Raw genomic sequence first — 18601 nt, 5'->3', positions numbered from 1 at the left:
CTTGCGTTCGTTCGGCGTATCGTCGGTACAGCAGGGACTGTGGCTTGCCCAGAAAATGGCGCCTGAGTTCTCCAACAACGCATCGATGATCTGGGACATTCCCGGGGACCTCGATACGGGTGCCCTCGACATTGCCATTCGGCAGGTCTTCCGCGAGGCCGACGCCGCCCTGGTGAATTTCGTGGAGCAGGAGGACGGTCTCCGTCAGGTGATCGGTTCGCCCGACCGGCTGGACCCCTTCCTGCTCGACGTCAGCGAACGGCCCGACCCGGAGGCCGCCGCCCGCTCCCTGCTCGCCGACGTGATCGGCCGCCCCTTCGATCTCGCGCGCGACATCCTCTTCAGGGTCGGCGTCATCCGGCTCACCCCCACACGGCATCTGCTGGTTCAGGTGTTCCACCACGTGGTCTCCGACGGCTTCGGCGTCATCTCCTTGCTGTCCCGGCGGACTGCCGAGATCTACACCGCCATGGTCCGTGGACGGCCGGTGCCCGAGCCCTCGTTCGACGGCGCCGAGGCGATCGTCGAGTCGGACGTCCGCTACCGGAACTCCCCCCAGTACGACGACGACGCGTGCTTCTGGGCGGAGTACCTGGCCGAGGACACGCCGCACGCCGGGCTGCCCCGTCTCGAAGCCGCCGGCGGGCCGCTGCTGCCGCCCGACCTGGCGAAGCGGACCGAACCGGCGGATCGCTGGGCCGCGTTGGCCGATGCGATCGGTGTGGTGAGCCGTGTGGTCTCCGTTCCGCGGGAGGAAGTGTCCCGGTGGGAAGAGACGGCGGGTGCCCTCGGGGTGCGGATGCCGGCCCTGCTGGCCTCCGCGGTGGCCGCCTACCTGGGCCGCCGCTGTGGCCTGAACGATTTCCTGTACTCCGTCAGTACGAAGAGCCGGGACGAGGCCGTGCAACGCGTCCCCGGGCTCACCGTGAACGTGGTGCCCATGCGGGTCCGGGTTCCGGCGTCCGCGAGCTTCGCGGAGATCACCGCGGCCGTCGCGGCCGAGCGCCGCGTCGTGTTCGCTCACGCCCGGCACCATCGCAGCGACATCCAGCGCAGCGTCGGCGCGGCGGGCGGCACGCGGAGCCCGTTCGGCGTCCTCGTCAACGTGATCCCGTACATCACCGCACTCGACTTCGCCGGCAGCCGGGCGCACCTCTACAGCGGGGCCTGGGGGTCCGTGGAGGAGCTGACCATCTCGACGTACCGGGACGGCCATCCGAGCGGCGACCTGAACATCCGTCTGGACGCGCCGCGTTCGCTCTGCGGCGCCGCCGAACTGCGGCTGCTGGCGGAGGAACTGGTGGAGTTCGTCCGGGCTGTGGTGGCCCGGCCCGATCTGCCCGTCGGCCGGTTCGACCTGCTGCGTCCCGCCCAGCGCGACCTGCTGCTCACCGAGGTCAACGACACGTGCAGGCCGGCGCCGGAGTGCTCGTTGCCCGAGCTGGTGCACCGCCAGGCCCTCGCCACCCCCGAGGCCGTCGCCCTGGTCGACGGAGAGACGTCGCTGAGCTACCGGGAGCTTGAGGAGCGCGCCGAGCGCCTGGGCGCCGAACTGCAACGGCGGGGCGTCGGCGGGGAATCGCCGGTGGCGGTGGTGCTGCCCAGGTCGGCGGAGCTGGTCGTGGCGCTGCTCGCCGTCCTCAAGGCGGGCGGTGCCTACCTGCCGATCGATCCGGGGTATCCGGCGGACCGGGTGGAGCGCATGGTCCGGGACGCACGTCCCGTGCTGACGCTCACCTCTGCCGCGCACGCCGGTGTCGTCCCCTCCGAGGCATGCCCCTCGGTGCTGCTCGACCGGCTGGGGCCCCTGCCGGCCGGGACCATCACCCAGGACGTCCGGGCCGACGGACTTGCGTACATCATGTACACATCTGGCTCGACGGGTGTGCCCAAGGGGATCGGGGTCACCCACCGCAACATCGTCTGCCTCGCCCTGGACGAACGCTGGCGGACCGGGCACGAACGGGTGCTGCTGCGGTCCCCGCACGTCTTCGACGCCTCGACCTATGAGATATGGGTGCCGCTGACGCACGGCGGCCGGATCGTCGTCGCCCCGCCCGGTGACCTCGACGCCGGCCGTCTGGCGGAACTCGTCGGCGGGGCCGGCCTGTCGGCGCTCTTCGTGACGACCGCCCTGTTCAACCTCCTCGCCGAACAGGACCCCCACTGCTTCTCCGGTCTCGCCCAGGTGTGGACGGGAGGCGAGCGGGTCAACCCGTCCGCCGTCCGGAGCGCGGTGCGCGCCTGCTCGGGGACGACGTTCGTGCACGTCTACGGACCGACCGAGACGACGGTCTACGCCACCTGCCGCCCGGTGGCGGCGGACGAGGAACCGGGAGACGACATCCCGATCGGCCGGCCGATGGACAACACGCGGGTCTATGTCCTCGACGAGGCGCTGCGACCGGCCCCTCCCGGTGGCTCGGGCGAGCTGTATCTGGCCGGCTCCGGACTGGCCCGCGGTTACCTGGGCCGCGGCGCGTTCACCGCGGAGCGGTTCGTCGCCTGCCCGTACGGTGCGCCGGGCGAGCGGATGTACCGGACCGGGGACGTCGTCACCTGGACACCGGACACCGAGCTGCTGTTCGTCGGCCGCGCCGACGACCAGGTCAAGATCCGGGGCTTCCGGATCGAACCGGGCGAGATCGCGTCGGCTCTCGAAACACACCCGGCCGTCTCCCAGGCAGTGGTCGTCGCGCGCGACGACCCCGGGGCGGGCGGCGGACAGCAACTGGTGGCGTACGTGGGCGGGACCGGTGCGCTCACCGCCGACGACGTACGGACCTTCCTGGCGGAGCGGCTGCCCGAGTTCATGGTGCCCGCGGCCTACGTCGTCCTGGACCGGCTGCCGATGACGCGCAACGGCAAAGTGGACCGCGCGGCACTGCCCGCCCCGGACCTCGCCCACGAACGCCACCGCGCGCCGCGCACCCCGCGCGAGGCGACCCTCGTCCGCCTCTTCTCCGAGCTGACCGGCGTGGACGTGGTCGGCATCGACGACAACTTCTTCCTGCTCGGCGGCCATTCACTGCTCGTCACCCGGCTCGTGAACCGCATCCGGGCCGACCTGGGGGCCGAGGTCTCCATCGGGGTGGTGTTCTCCGGGCCCACCGTCGCCGAGATCGCCGAGTGGTTGGAGACCGAGTCTCCCGTACGGCCGCCGCTGCGACCGATGCCGCGTCCGGAGGGGACACCCCTGTCGTACGCGCAGCAGAGGCTGTGGTTCCTGCACCGGTTCGAGGCACCTTCGCCCGTCTACAACATTCCGGCGGTGTTCCGTCTGACCGGCCCCCTGGACGCGACGGCCCTCACGGCCGCGCTCCGCGATGTCGTCGCCCGCCACGAGGTGCTGCGCACGGTGGTGGCCGAGGACGAGCGAGGAGTCGCCCACCAGCGGGTGCTGCCGGTGGCCGAGGCGTCGATCGACCTGCCCGTGGTGTCCGTACGGCCAGAACGGTTCGAGCAGGCCGTGACGGAGTCGGCCACCCGGCTCTTCGACCTCACTCGTGACCTGCCGGTCCGTGCCGATCTGCTGCGCCTCGGCACCGAGGAGCACGCCCTGGTCCTGGTCCTGCACCACATCGCGGGCGACGGGGAGTCCGTCCTGCCCCTGGGCCGCGACCTGTCCGAGGCGTACGCCGCCCGGCTGCACGGGCGGGCACCGGACTGGCCGGACCTGTCCGTGCAGTACGCCGACTACACGCTCTGGCAGCAGCACCTCCTGACCGGCGGGTCGGAGGAGGGCGGCCTGCTGCACCGCCAGCTGGAGTACTGGCGGAGCGAACTCGCGGGCGTACCGCAGCCGATGCGGTTGCCGACCGACCGCCCGCGTCCGGCCGTCGCCGGCCACACGGGCGGCTTCGTCGGCTTTGACATCACACCCGAACTACGCGCCGCCGTCGAGGAGTTGGCCCACGCCCACGGCGTCACCCCCGCCATCGTCCTGCAGTCCGCGCTCGCCGTGCTGCTGCACCAGCTGGGCTGCGGCGACGACCTCGCCATCGGATCGCCCATCGCCGGGCGCACCGACGCCGCGCTGGCGGACCTTGTCGGCTTCTTCGTCAACACCTGGGTGCTGCGCGTACGGCTGTCCGGGCACCAGCCGTTCCGGCGGGTGCTGGACCAGGTCGCGGCGAAGGCCCTGGCCGCCTACGACAACCAGGACGCACCCTTCGACCGGCTGGTCGAACTGCTCAATCCGGAACGCTCGTTGAGCAGCCATCCCTTGTTCCAGGTGATGTTCGCCTGGCAGGACGAACTGCCGGGCTTCGACCTCGCCGGAGTGCCCGCGAAGTGGACCTTCACCCACACCGGCACGGCCAAGTTCGACCTGCTGTTCCAGCTGAGCCCCGACCCCGACGGGCGCGGGCTGCGCGGCGGGATCGAGTACGCCGACAGCCTGTTCGACCGGGACGGTGCCGAGTCGATCGCCAGGCGGTACGTCCGGGTCCTGCGTCAATTGGTCGCCGATCCGGCCCGGCCGCTGGGCGCCGTGGAGGTGTGCACCTCCACCGAACGCGCCGGCGACCCGGCCGGCGGCGATCTGCCGGTGCCGCCCGGCACGATAAGCGGCGAAGTCGTCCGCAGGGCCGTCGAGGCACCTGACGCCGTGGCGGTGCTGGCCAAGGGCCGGCCAGGGCTGACGTACCGGGAGCTGAACGCCCGCGCCGACCACCTGGCCGGGGAACTCGCCGGGCACGGCGTCGGCCCCGAGACCGTCGTGGCGGTCGCCCTGCCGCGCTCGCCGGAGTGGGCGGTGGCCGCACTGGCTGTGCTCAAGGCCGGCGGAACCTGCCTGCCGCTCGACCCCGCCGATCCCCCGGACCGGCTCGCGCTCATCCTGTCCGCCGTAGCCCCTCGGCTGGTGCTCACCGACGAGGCGAGCGCGGCAGGGCTGCCCGAATGCGAGGCTCCGCGCCTGTTCCTGCCGGCCGGCTGCACCAGCGGCCAGAGCCCGGAACCGGACCGCGCGCGGCCGGACGGATTCGCCTTCCTGCTGTATGTGGCCGGGCCGGACGGACGCGCACACGGCGTCGCTGTGACCCACCGCGCTCTGCTCTCCTCGTCGACCGCTCACGCGATCGGCCAAAGTCTCGGCCGAGCCGATGTATGGGCCTGGTCCCACTCGCCGGCGACCGACACGGGTGTGCGGGAGCTGTGCGGCGCGCTGGCCCACGGGAGCCGCGCACTGGTCGTGCCGGACGCGGTGTCGCGCTCCGCAGGGGCACTCGGCAAGTTCGTCGCCGACGAGGACGTCACCGTGCTCACCGCCGAGCCGGCGTTCTTCGACGAACCGGTGCCCGCCGGGGCACAGGTGCGCACCGTGTTCCTGTCCGGTGCTCGACCGGCACCCGAGCGGCTCGGCACATGGGCCGCCCGGCTCTCCGTCACGCCCGCGGTCGTCGGCGTTCACGGTGGTGCGGAGACGGGCGGACACCCCGTCGTCGGCGCACCGGCAGGTCCGACAGCCGTACGGCTCCTGGGACCGGGACTCGCTCCGCAGCCCCCGGGCTCGGTCGGCGAGGTGTACGTCGCCGGACCAGGTGTCGCGGGAGCGTACCGGGACAGCCCCGGCCTCACCTCCGAACGGTTCGTGGCGGACCCGTTCGGCACGCCGGGCGGGCGGATGTACCGCACCGGGGAGCTGGCACGCCGGGACGAGGACGGGACGCTGCACTTCGTCGGCCGGACCGACCGGCGGTTGCGGGTGGACGGTCAGTGGGTCGAACCCGCCGAGGTGGAGGCCGTGCTGCTCGCACACCCGGGAGTCGCCCAGGCCTTTGTCCGCCCCGGCGAGGGCCGCCCGGGCGAACAACGGCTGGTGGCCTACCTGGTCGCGGACACGCCGGTCACCGGCGACGACGCCGACGTCGACCTGACCGCCGGCCTGTCCGTGGCGGAACTGCGGACCTGCGTGGCCCGCCGGTTGCCGGCGCCCATGGTGCCCTCGGCGATCGTGATCCTCGACCGGCTGCCGACGACCGCCTCCGGTGCGGTGGACAGCACAGCCCTGCCCGCTCCGGGCACGTCCTCCGGCACCTACCGGGCACCCACGTCGGCGGTCGAGGAGATCCTGGCCGCCATCTACGCGGAGGTCCTCGGACTGGACCGGGTCGGTGTGGACGACGACTTCTTCGGCGCGGGCGGCGAGAGCATCCGCTCGATCCAGGTGACGGTCCGGGCACGCGCGGCCGGCATCAGGATCGACCCCAAGCAGGTCTTCGAGTGCCGTACGGTCGCCCGCCTGGCTGAGGCCGCCATCACGGCGACCGACCAGGGCCCCACGCTGGCCGAACTCGAAGGCGGAGCCTCTGGCTGGATGCCGCTGTCCCCCATCGCCCGCCATGTCCTCGGCCTCGGCGGGAACCGGGCGGGATTCGCCCAGAGCATGGTCCTGGCCCTGCCGGCGGACGTCGACGAGGCCGGGCTGACCGCGACCGTGTCCGCGGTGCTGGACCACCACGCCGTGCTGCGCTCCCGACTGGTGCCGGAGCCCGACGCCGGCCTTCTGGCCGGCGGGTCCGTGGATGTCGACGGCATCCTCCGGCGTTCGGACTGGACGAGCGAGCCCACCGGCGAGCCGTGGCAGCGTCTGCTGGCCGCGGAGACCCGCGCCCTCGCGGACGAACTCGACCCCCTCTCGGGCGTGATGGTCCGCATGCTGTGGTTCCCCACCGCTCGACGCTTGTTGGTGGTGGTGCATCACTTGGTGGTGGATGGGGTGTCGTGGCGGGTGTTGTTGGGGGATTTGGCGGTGGCGTGGGGTGTGGTGCGGGGTGGGGGTGTGCCGGTGTTGCCGGTGGGGGGTACGTCGGTGCGGCGGTGGTCGCATGCGTTGGTGGAGGAGGCTGTTTCGCCGGGCAGGGTGGCGGAGTTGGGGTGGTGGTGTGGGGCTCTTGCGGGTTCGGATCCGTTGGTGGGGTGTCGTGCGTTGGATCCGGTGGTGGATGTGATGGGTTCGGTTGGGCGGGTTCGGGTGGAGTTGTCGGTGGGGGTGACGGGTGCGTTGGTGCGGGGGTTGCCGGCGGCGTATGGGTGTGGTGTGGCTGATGGGTTGACGGCTGCGTTGGGTTTGGCGGTTCGGGTGTGGCGGGGTGGTGGGGATGGTTCGGTGGTGTTGCGGTTGGAGGGGCATGGTCGTGAGGAGGGGGTGGTGGCGGGGGCGGATCTGTCGCGGGCGGTGGGTTGGTTCACGAGTGTGTTTCCGGTGCGGTTGGAGGTGGGGGGTGTTGTTTTCGGGGATGTGGTGGCGGGTGGTGGGGCTGTTGGTGGGTTGGTGAAGTCGGTCAAGGAGCAGTTGGCGGGTGTGCCGGACAAGGGGATCGGGTACGGGTTGTTGCGGTTCCTGAACCGGGAGACGGGTGCGGAGCTGGCGTGTCTGCCGATGGGGCAGATCAGCTTCAACTACCTCGGCGACCTGCAGTCCAGCAGCCGCGCTGACTCCGGGTGGGACGACTGGGCCCCGGCCCCCGAGGCCGGCGGGCTGCTGGCCGCGCACGCCCCGGACATGCCGGTTCTGTCGGCGTTGGACGTGTCCGCGGCGATCACGGGTGACGAGCCCCGGTTGTCGGCGGTGCTGACTTTCCCCACCGGTGTGCTGTCGGAGTCGGAGGTGCGGGAGCTGGCCGGGCTGTGGTGTGCGGCGTTGGAGGGAATGGCCCGGCATGTGACCACGCCGGGCGTCGGGGGCCTCACCCCGTCCGACCTGCCTCTGGTGACGGTCGGGCAGGGCGACATCGAGCAGTGGGAGGAGCGCTACCCCGGCCTGGCCGACGTATGGCCGCTGACTCCGCTGCAGTCCGGGCTGCTCTTCCACGCCGCCTTGGCCGGCGCCTCGGTCGACGCGTATCAGGTGCAGCTCGTCCTCCACCTGGACGGGCGAGTGGACGCCGAGCGGCTGCGCGCGGCCGGTCAGGCGCTGCTGGACCGGCACACCGCCCTGCGCACCGCGTTCGTCACCGACTCCGCCGGACAGCAGGTACAACTCGTGGTGCACGGGGTGCAGTTGCCGTGGCGGGAGGTCGATCTGAGCACCCTGCCCGACGACGAGGCCACCCGGTCGCTCGACCGGCTCCTGGCCGAGGACCTGCACGAGCACTTCGCCCCGGACGTCCCGCCGCTCCTGCGGATGACCCTGGTCCACACCGGCGCCGACACCGCCGAACTCGTCCTCGCCGCGCACCACGTGCTGTTCGACGGCTGGTCGCTGCCGGTGCTGATGACCGAACTGCTGCGCCTCTACGCCACCTTCGGAGATCCGGCCGGGCTGCCCGTGCCCCGCGACTTCCGGCAGTTCCTGGCCTGGCTGGCCGGACGCGATCACCGGGCCTCGACCAGGGCCTGGTCCGACGAACTCGACGGCGTCGAGGAACCCACGCTGCTCGCCGCCGCTCTCCCCGCCCCGACGAACACCCCGGACCGCGGCACGGCCGGTGTCGGCCGTCTCGACGTGCCGCTGTCCGCCGAGGACGCGGTCCAGGTGTCCCGGCGTGCGGCCGAACTCGGCATCACGGTCAACACGCTGCTCCAGGGCGCCTGGGGACTGCTGCTCGCCCAGCTCAGCGGGCGGCAGGACGTCGTGTTCGGTACCACGGTGTCGGGCCGCCCGCCCGCCGTCGCCGGAGTGGACACCATGGTGGGGTTGTTCGTCAACACGGTGCCCACCCGCGTGCGTTTCACCCCCTCGGACACCGTCGCCGATCTGCTGACCGGGCTCCAGCAACGGCAGACCGCGCTGCTCGAACACCACCATCACGGGCTCGCGGACCTGCATCGGCTCGTTGGAGTGGACGTCCTGTTCGACACCCTGGTCGCCTACGAGTCGTATCCGGTCGACCGTGCGGGGATCAGCGACGCCCACGCGGCCGCGGGACTCCGCGTGACCGGTATCCGCCCCTTCACCGTCACCCATTACCCGATCACGGTGATCGCCGCCGCCGACCCGCATCTGCGCGTGTCCCTGCAGTACCAGGAGCAGCTGTTCGAACGGGCCGGGGCGGAGGACCTCGCGGAGCGGTTCGCCCATGTGCTGCGCCTGCTCGCCGGCGATCCCGGCACCCGGCTGGCGGAGCTGGACCTGCTCCTGCCCGGGGAGCACGACCGGTTGGTGCACACCGCCGACGATCCCCGCGCACCGGTGTCCGAGCTGACGGTGCCGGAACTGACCACGCGTCAGGCCCGGCGGGCACCCGGGGCCATCGCGGTCACCGACGAGCACCACACGCTGACCTATCGCGAGCTGGAGAGCCGGGCCGACGCGCTGGCCCACGCCCTCGTCGAGCGTGGCGCGGGCCCCGAGTCCGTCGTCGCGGTGGCCCTGCCGAGGTCGGCGGAGCTGGTCGTGGCGATCCTCGGTGTGCTGAAGTCCGGCGCGGCCTATCTCCCGGTGGACCCCGACTTCCCCGGGGCGCGGCTGGACCACATCCTGGCCGATGCGCGCCCCCTGATGATCCTCAGCGACGAGGCGACCACGCCGGTCCTGCCGTGCCCGGAGATCCCGCGCCTGTTCATCGGCACGGTCACCCCGGGCACGGGCAGCGACCCGGGACGCCGGGCCCGACCGGACAACGCCGCCTACGTGATGTACACCTCGGGATCCAGCGGCACCCCGAAGGGCGTGACCATCACCCACCGCAACGTGGTCAACGGCCTGGCCGGGCTGGTGGAAAGACTGGGCACACCGCCCGGCGGCCGGACGCTGGCAGGCACGTCCGTCTCCTTCGACGTCTCGGTGTTCGAGATGTTCACCACCCTGAGCACAGGCGGCACCGTGGAGGTCGTCCGCGACGCGCTCGTGCTGGGCGAGCGGGAACGCTGGGACGGCAGCGTGCTCAGCATGGTGCCGTCGGCGTTCGGCGAGCTGGCCGAGCGGCTGGCCGGCCGGGTCACCGCGGACGCGGTGGTGTTCGCCGGCGAGGGCCTGTCCGCCGGGCTGGCCGCACGGGCCCGGGAGGTCCTGCCCGGGGCCCGCGTGGTCAACGCCTACGGGCAGAGCGAGACGTTCTACGCCACCACGTTCACCGCGCCGGACGACTGCGCGCTCCCCGCCGACTCCGGTGTGCCGATCGGACGCCCGCTCGACCATGTCCGGGTGTACGTGCTCGGGCCGGGAATCGAGCCCGTACCACCGGGCGTGCGCGGTGAACTGTACGTCGCCGGCGTCTGCATGGGCCGTGGCTACCTCGGCCGGGCGGGACTGACCGCGCAGCGCTTCGTACCCGACCCCTTCGGCCCGCCGGGATCCCGGATGTACCGCACCGGCGACCTCGGCCGCCGCACCGCGGACGGCCTGCTGGAATACGCCGGGAGGGCCGACGCGCAGGTCAAGGTGCGCGGCTACCGGATCGAGCCGGCCGAGGTGGAGGCGGCGCTGGCCGAGCACCCCGCGGTGGGTCAGGTCGTGGTCGTCGCCAGGGGCACCGGGCCCGCGTGCCGACTGCTGGCTTATGTGATCCCGGGACACGAGACGTCCGCCGAGGAGGTGCGGTCGTTCGCCGAGACCCGGCTGCCCGCCTACATGGTCCCCTCGGCCGTCGTGCTGCTGGACCGCTTCCCCCTGACCCCGAGCGGAAAACTGGACCGGCGGGCCCTGCCCGAGCCGGAGTTCACCGGCACCGCGTACCGGGCGCCCCGCACCCGGGGCGAGGACGTCCTGGCCCGGCTGTTCGCCGAGGTGCTGGAGCTGGAACGGGTCGGCGTGGACGACGACTTCTTCGCGCTGGGCGGCCATTCCCTGCTGGCCACCCGCCTCGTCGGCCGGATCCGCGCCGAACTGGGCGCGGAGATCCCGATCCGTGCCGTGCTGGAGGCGCCGAGCGTCGCCCGGCTCGCGGCACGCCTGCGGGACGGCACCCGTGTGCGGCCCGCGCTGACCCGCGTGTCGCGCCCCGCACGCGTCCCGTTGTCGTATGCGCAGCGCCGCATGTGGTTCATCGACCGCTTCGAAGGACCGTCCGCCACCTACAACCTGCCCCTGGCGGTACGGCTGCACGGCGCGCTGGACGTGCCCGCGCTCGGCTCGGCGGTTGTGGACGTCCTGGTGCGGCACGAGAGTCTGCGCACACTGGTCGCCGAGGACGAGCGGGGCACCGCGTACCAGAACATCCTGTCCGCCGCAGAGGTCATGCCGGACGTTCCGGTGCTGCCCGTCACCGAGGACGACGTGGCCCCGCTCATCGCTGACCTCGCCGCCCACGAGTTCGACCTCTATACCGAACTGCCGCTCCTTGTACGGTTGCTGAGGCTGGCGTCCGACGAGCACGTCCTGGTACTGGTGCTCCACCACATCGCCGCCGACGGCGCGTCCGCGGCACCGCTGACCAGGGACCTCTCCCTGGCCTACACGGCGCGGCGCGAGGGCCGGGTGCCCGAGTGGGACCGACTGCCGGTGCAGTACGCCGACTACGCGCTCTGGCACGACGCTCTGCTCGGCGACGAGGACGATCCGGACAGCCTGCTGGCCGAGCAGGTCGGCTACTGGCGGTCCGAACTCGCCGACGTCCCGCAGCCTCTGGCGCTGCCGACCGACCGGCCCAGGCCGCCGGTGGCCGGGCACCGCGGGGACCGCGTCGACCTCGTGATCGACCCCGGTCTGATGGCGGCGGTCGACGCGCTGGCCCGGTCCGGCGGCGCGACCTCGGCCATGGTGCTCCAGAGCGTGCTCGCCGTGCTGCTGCACCGGCTCGGCGCAGGCGACGACCTCACCATCGGCTCGCCGATCGCGGGGCGTACCGACGAGGTGGCGGCGGACCTGGTCGGATTCTTCGTCAACACCTGGGTGCTTCGGGTCGGACTGTCCGGCAATCCCGCCTTCGGCCGGGTCCTGGAACACGTACGCGGCAAGGCGCTGGCCGCGTACGACAACCAGGACGCGCCGTTCGAGCGGCTGGTGGAGCTACTCAACCCGGACCGGTCCACCGCCTACCACCCGCTGTTCCAGATCATGTTCGCCTGGCAGAACACCGCCCCGGTGGAACTCGGCCTGCCCGGCCTGCGGGTTGACATCGAGCCCACGCCGGCCCTCACCGCCAAGTTCGACCTGCTGGTCAATCTGGCCCCGGACGCGGACGGCGGCGCCCGCGGCGCGATCGAGTACGCGACCGACCTGTTCGACCGGGCGAGCGTCGAGCTGTTCGCAGACCGATTCGTCCGTGTGCTCCGCGCGGTCGTGGCCGATCCACAGGTGCGCATCGGGTCCGTGGACGTCCTTGACGAGACCGAGCGGGACCGGCTGCTGCGCGGGATGAACAACACTGCGGTGCCGCTGCCCGAGGCGCCGGTCACCGACCTCTTCGCACTGCGGGCCGCGGCGACACCGGATGCGATCGCACTGGTCTGTGGGCACGAGGAGCTGACCTACGGGCAGCTGCGGACCCGGGCCGAACGGCTCGCCCGGGTGCTGGCCGGCCGCGGGGTGGGACCGGAGACCCTGGTGGCGATTGCGTTGCCCAGGACCGCGGACCTGGTCGTCGCGGTGCTCGCCGTCCTCATGTCGGGCGGTGCTCATGTGCCGATGGACCCGGCCCACCCCAGCCTGCGGCTGGGCCGTGTACTGGCCGACGCGCGACCGCACCTGGTGCTGACCGACGCCGCCGGCGAGTCCCAGGTCCCGCTGGACGGCTTCCCGAAGCTGCGGCTGGACGCACTGGGCGAGGAACCCGAGCGCACCACGGTCCGGCCCCGGCCGGACAACCTCGCGTATCTCATGTACACCTCGGGAACCACCGGTCTGCCCAAGGGAGTCGGGATCTCCCACGAAGCGCTCGCCAACGGCGTGCGCGACCTGATCCGGACGGTCGGCGTCACCCACCGGACCAGGATGCTCGCCGGCACCTCGGTCAACTTCGACGTCTCCCTGTTCGAACTGCTCACCACGCTGTGCGCGGGCGGCACCGTCGAACTGGTGCGGGACGCGCTGGTACTAGGGGAACGCGACGGCTGGCAGGGCGGCGTGCTGAGTGCCGTGCCCTCGGTGCTGACGGGCCTCGTCGACGACCTCGCCGAAGGCATCGACGCGGACGCCGTCGTACTGGCGGGGGAGGCGTTCACGTTCGCGCTGGCCCGGCGGATCCGGGCAGCGCTGCCCGCAACCCGGGTGTTCAACGCGTACGGCCAGAGCGAGTCGTTCTACGCCAGTGCATACGAAATCACCGGCACCGGCGAGCTACCGGACTCGGGGGTCGTACCCGTGGGCAGGCCGCTGGCCAACATGCGGATGTATGTGCTGGGTTCCGGGCTTGCCCCCGTGCCGCCGGGCGTCGTGGGCGAGTTGTACGTCGGTGGCATCGTGGGCCGCGGCTACCGGGGACGTCCCGGTCTCACCGCGCAGCGGTTCGTGGCGGACCCGTTCGATGCGCCGGGAGCGCGGATGTACCGCACCGGAGATCTCGCGCGGTTGACCCCGGACGGTCACTTCGAGTGTGTCGGACGTGCCGACGCACAGGTGAAGGTGCGTGGCATCCGCATCGAACCGGGTGAGATCGAGTCGGTCCTCATCGGGTACCCCGGGGTGGCGCAGGCCGTGGTGACCGTGCGCGAGGACACTGACGGCGGCAAGCGACTGGTCGGCTACGTCGTTCCGACGGGTCACGACGGGCTGGAGGACGTCGACTTCACCAAGGGCCTGTCGGTGCCGGAACTGCGCCGTCATCTCGCCGCCCGACTGCCCGACTACATGGTCCCCTCGGCCTTCGTGCTGCTGGACCGGCTCCCGCTGAGCGCCAACGGGAAACTGGACCGCGTGGCGCTGCCCGAGCCGGAGCCTGCCTCGGCCGTCTATCGGGCGCCCGAATCGGTAGGGGAACAAGTCCTGGCCGGCGTCTACGCCGAGGTGCTCGGCCTCGACCGGGTCGGTGTGGACGACGACTTCTTCGCCATCGGCGGGGACAGCATCCGCTCCATCCAGGTGGTCGCCCGGGCCAAGACCCTCGGCCTGACCGTCACCCCGCGCCAGGTCTTCGAGTGCAGGACCGTGGCCGAACTGGCCAGGGCCGCACAGGAGAACACCGAGGACGGCGGCCGCCCGCAGCTGGCCGAACTGCCCGGCGGAGCCGTCGGCTGGATGCCACTGCCGCCCATGGCACGCTATCTGCTGGGTCTGGACGGTCACCACGACCGGTACGCCATGTCGACCGTGCTCGAACTGCCGGACGGGATCACCGGGGACCGGCTGGCGGCCGTCCTGGCCGCCGTGGTCGACCGGCACGACGCGCTGCGTTCCACCCTCACGTCCAGGCCCGCGCCGGGCCTGATCGTCGGCGATCCCGACTCGGTCGACCCCGCCGACTGGACACGGATCGCCGACTGGGACGGGACCGAGGACTGGGACACGCGCGCCGAGGCCGAACTGGACGCAGCCGCAGGCCGACTCGCCCCCGAGGCCGGCGTGATGGCCCAGTTCGTCTGGCTGCGGCCGCCCACGGGCCCCGGCCGCTTGTTGGTGGTGGTGCATCACTTGGTGGTGGATGGGGTGTCGTGGCGGGTGTTGTTGGGGGATTTGGCGGTGGCGTGGGGTGTGGTGCGGGGTGGGGGTGTGCCGGTGTTGCCGGTGGGGGGTACGTCGGTGCGGCGGTGGTCGCATGCGTTGGTGGAGGAGGCTGTTTCGCCGGGCAGGGTGGCGGAGTTGGGGTGGTGGTGTGGGGCTCTTGCGGGTTCGGATCCGTTGGTGGGGTGTCGTGCGTTGGATCCGGTGGTGGATGTGATGGGTTCGGTGGGGCGGGTTCGGGTGGAGTTGTCGGTGGGGGTGACGGGTGCGTTGGTGCGGGGGTTGCCGACGGCGTATGGGTGTGGTGTGGCTGATGGGTTGACGGCTGCGTTGGGTTTGGCGGTTCGGGTGTGGCGGGGTGGTGGGGATGGTTCGGTGGTGTTGCGGTTGGAGGGGCATGGTCGTGAGGAGGGGGTGGTGGCGGGGGCGGATCTGTCGCGGGCGGTGGGTTGGTTCACGAGTGTGTTTCCGGTGCGGTTGGAGGTGGGGTGTGTTGTTTTCGGGGATGTGGTGGCGGGTGGTGGGGCTGTTGGTGGGTTGGTGAAGTCGGTCAAGGAGCAGTTGGCGGGTGTGCCGGACAAGGGGATCGGGTACGGGTTGTTGCGGTTCCTGAACCGGGAGACGGGTGCGGAGCTGGCGGGTCTGCCGATGGGGCAGATCAGCTTCAACTACCTCGGCCAGTTCACCCGGGCGGACATGCCCGGACGCGACCGCGGCTGGACGGCGCTCACCGACGTCGGCACACCCGACCCGGACCCGGACATGCCGGTTCTGTCGGCGTTGGACGTGTCCGCGGCGATCACGGGTGACGAGCCCCGGTTGTCGGCGGTGCTGACCTTCCCGACCGGTGTGCTGTCGGAGTCGGAGGTGCGGGAGCTGGCCGGGCTGTGGTGTGCGGCGTTGGAGGGAATGGCCCGGCATGTGACCACGCCGGGCGTCGGGGGCCTCACCCCGTCCGACCTGCCTCTGGTGACCGTCGGTCAGGGCGACATCGAGCAGTGGGAGGAGCGCTACCCCGCGCTGGCCGACGTATGGCCGGCCACCCCGATGCAGTCAGGGCTGCTCCTCCACAGCATGCTGGCCGGAACCTCCTTCGACGCCTACCACGTGCAACTCGTCTTCCATATCCACGGAGCGGTGGACCCGGCGCGCATGCGCGCGGCCGGTCAGGCGCTGCTGGACCGGCACACCGCCCTGCGCACCGCGTTCGTCACCGACTCCGCCGGACAGCAAGTGCAACTGGTCCTGGACCGGGTGACGCTGCCCTGGCGCGAGTGCGTACTCGACACAGCGCAGGCCGCTAAGGAGTTCGAGCGACTGCTCGCAGACGACCACGCCGCCCACTTCGCCCCGGATGTGCCACCCCTGCTGCGGATGACACTCGTACGCACCGGCGCCGACCGCGCGGAACTCGTTCTCACCGCGCACCACGCGCTGTTCGACGGCTGGTCGTTACCGCTGTTGATGAAGGAACTGCTGCGCCTTTACGGATCCGGCGGCGACGCCTCCGCGCTGCCGCGGACGCGGAGCTACGGCGACTTCCTGGCCTGGCTGTGCGCACAGGACCCGGCCGCCTCGCTGCGGGCCTGGGCCGACGCACTCGACTCGCTGGAGGAGCCGACGATCCTCGTCCCCGGAGCCGACGCCTCGACGGCCCCGGGCGGCCTGGAACAGATCGAGGTACCCCTTTCCCCGGACGCCACACGCACCCTGTCGCGCCGCGCGGCCGAGCTGGGCGTCACCATGAGCACCCTGGTCCAGGGAGCGTGGGCGGTCACACTGGGGCTGCTGACCGGCCACCGCGACGTCGTGTTCGGCGCCACGGTCTCCGGCCGGCCGCCCGCGGTGCCCGACATCGACTCGATAGTGGGGCTGTTCGTCAACACCCTGCCCGTGCGGGCCCGTTACTCGTCCCGGGACACACTCGCCGAGCTGGTCACCGGGTTGCACGAGCAGCATGCCGCCCTGCTCGACCATCACCACTGCGGGCTGCCCGAGATCCAGCAGCAGACAGGTCTGGGCACCCTCTTCGACACCCTCGTGCTGTTCGAGTCCTATCCCGTCGACAGGGCCGGGCTCACCGAGGCGAACACGGCCGCCGGCATCACCGTCACCGGCATCCGCGCCCGGACGGGCACGCACTATCCGCTGATCGTCGCCGCGGACGCGTCCCCCCACCTCCGGGTCGGCCTCCAGTTCCAGCCCGACCACGTCGACAGGGCCCGCGCACAGGACATCGCCACCCGGTTGGCCCGGGTGCTGACGCAGCTCGCGGCCGACCCGAACGCATCCGTCGCCTCGGGGCAGCTGCTCGAAGCCGCCGAACGCGAGCTTGTGCTGCGACGCTACAACGACACTGCGCAGCCACTGCCGGACGCGCGCGTCACAGAGCTGTTCCAGCGGCGGGCCGAGGCCACCCCGGACACGGTCGCCGTCGTCTTCGGCGACACGGCACTGACCTACCGCGAGCTGGACGTCCGGGCGAACCGACTGGCGCACTGGCTGGTCGACCGGGGCGTCGGGCCCGAGCAGCGGGTGGCGCTGGCCATGCCCCGCTCGGCGGACCTGGCCGTGGCGGTACTGGCCGTGCTGAAGGCCGGCGGTGCCTATGTGCCGGTCGATCCCCACCACCCCACGGCGCGCACCGAGTTCGTGCTGCGTGACTCCGCCCCCGTGCTGGTCCTGGACGCCGCGGCGGCGGCCCGGGATCTCGCCCACTACCCGGACACCCCGCCCGCCACCGGACGCGGCCACGCGGCGGAACTCGCCTACGTCCTCTACACCTCCGGCTCGACCGGCACCCCGAAGGGCGTCGGAGTGTCGCACGCCGCCCTGGCCAACTTCCTCACCGCGATGCGGCACCACGTCCCGATGCGGCCGGGCGACCGCCTCCTGGCGGTCACCACCGTCGCCTTCGACATCGCCGCGCTGGAGCTGCTGCTGCCCCTCATCTCCGGCGGCACGGTGGTGGTCGCCGGTCAGGACGACATCGGCCGGCCCGCCGCGCTGGCAGACCTGATCCGGCGCCACGGAATCACCCTGCTCCAGGGCACACCGTCGCTGTGGCGGATGCTGGTGTCCCACGATCCGGACGTACTGCACGAGGTACGGGCACTGGTCGGCGGAGAGGCGTTCCCGGCGGACCTCGCCGACACCCTGACCCGGTGCGCGGACCGGGTCACCAACCTGTACGGACCCACCGAGACGACCGTCTGGTCCACCGTCGCACCGGTCACCGAGGCCGGCGGCGCGCCGCCGATCGGCCGGCCGATCGCGAACACCCGGGCCTATGTGCTGAACGACGACCTCCGACCCGTGCCGCCCGGCGTCGTGGGCGAGCTGTACCTCGCGGGCACCGGCCTCGCCCGCGGATACGTGGGCCGCCCCGGACTCACCGCCGACCGGTTCGTGGCCGACCCGCACACCCCCGGCGGCCGGATGTACCGCACCGGCGACCTGGCGCGATGGCGGCCGGACGGCGTCCTCGACTACCTCGGCCGCACCGACTTCCAGGTGAAGATTCGCGGATACCGCATCGAACTCGGCGAGGTCGAAACGGCGTTGCTGGCCCACCCGGACGTCGCACAAGCGGTGGTCACCGCGCGGGAGGACATCCCTGGAGACCGCCGGCTGGTCGGCTACGTGGTCATCCGCCCGGACGACGCGAGTGCCGTGCCCGAGGCCGGGACGCTGCTCTCCGCCCTTCGCGGGCACGTCGCGGCGAGCTTGCCGGACTACATGGTGCCCTCGGCCGTGGTGGCTCTCCCCGAGATCCCGCTGACCCCCAATGGCAAGGTGGACCGCCGCGCCCTGCCCACACCCGACTACGCCCGCGCGTCGGCCGGCCGGCCCCCGCGCACCCCGCGGGAAGAGGCGCTGTGCCGCCTGTTCGCCGAGGTCCTGGGGCTCGACCGGATCGGGATCGACGACGACTTCTTCACCCTCGGCGGTCACTCCCTGCTCGCCACCCGCCTGATCGGCCGGATCCGTGCCGAGCTGGGTGTCGACCTGCCGGTCAGGACGTTCTTCGGAGCCCCGACGGTCGCCGGACTCAGCTCCCACTGGACGGACCTGGCCGCCTCTGCCCGACCCCGCCTGCGCAAGATGACCGAGGAGTGA

The 18601-nt window shown here is 72.0% G+C and carries 1 protein-coding gene; it reads left to right on the top strand.

Annotated features, from left to right (window positions below):
* The first annotated feature begins 1 nt into the window (after nt 1).
* On the top strand, nt 2-18601 hold the full coding sequence (locus ACFYTE_RS30570) for an amino acid adenylation domain-containing protein (RefSeq protein WP_388717372.1): 18600 nt from the start codon (nt 2-4) through the stop codon (nt 18599-18601).

It is taken from the genome of Streptomyces sp. NPDC004629, from assembly GCF_042873595.1.
In the GTDB taxonomy this organism is placed as follows: domain Bacteria; phylum Actinomycetota; class Actinomycetes; order Streptomycetales; family Streptomycetaceae; genus Streptomyces.
Note: the sequence above shows the minus strand (reverse complement) of the source record. Positions and strands in the feature narration are given on the sequence as shown.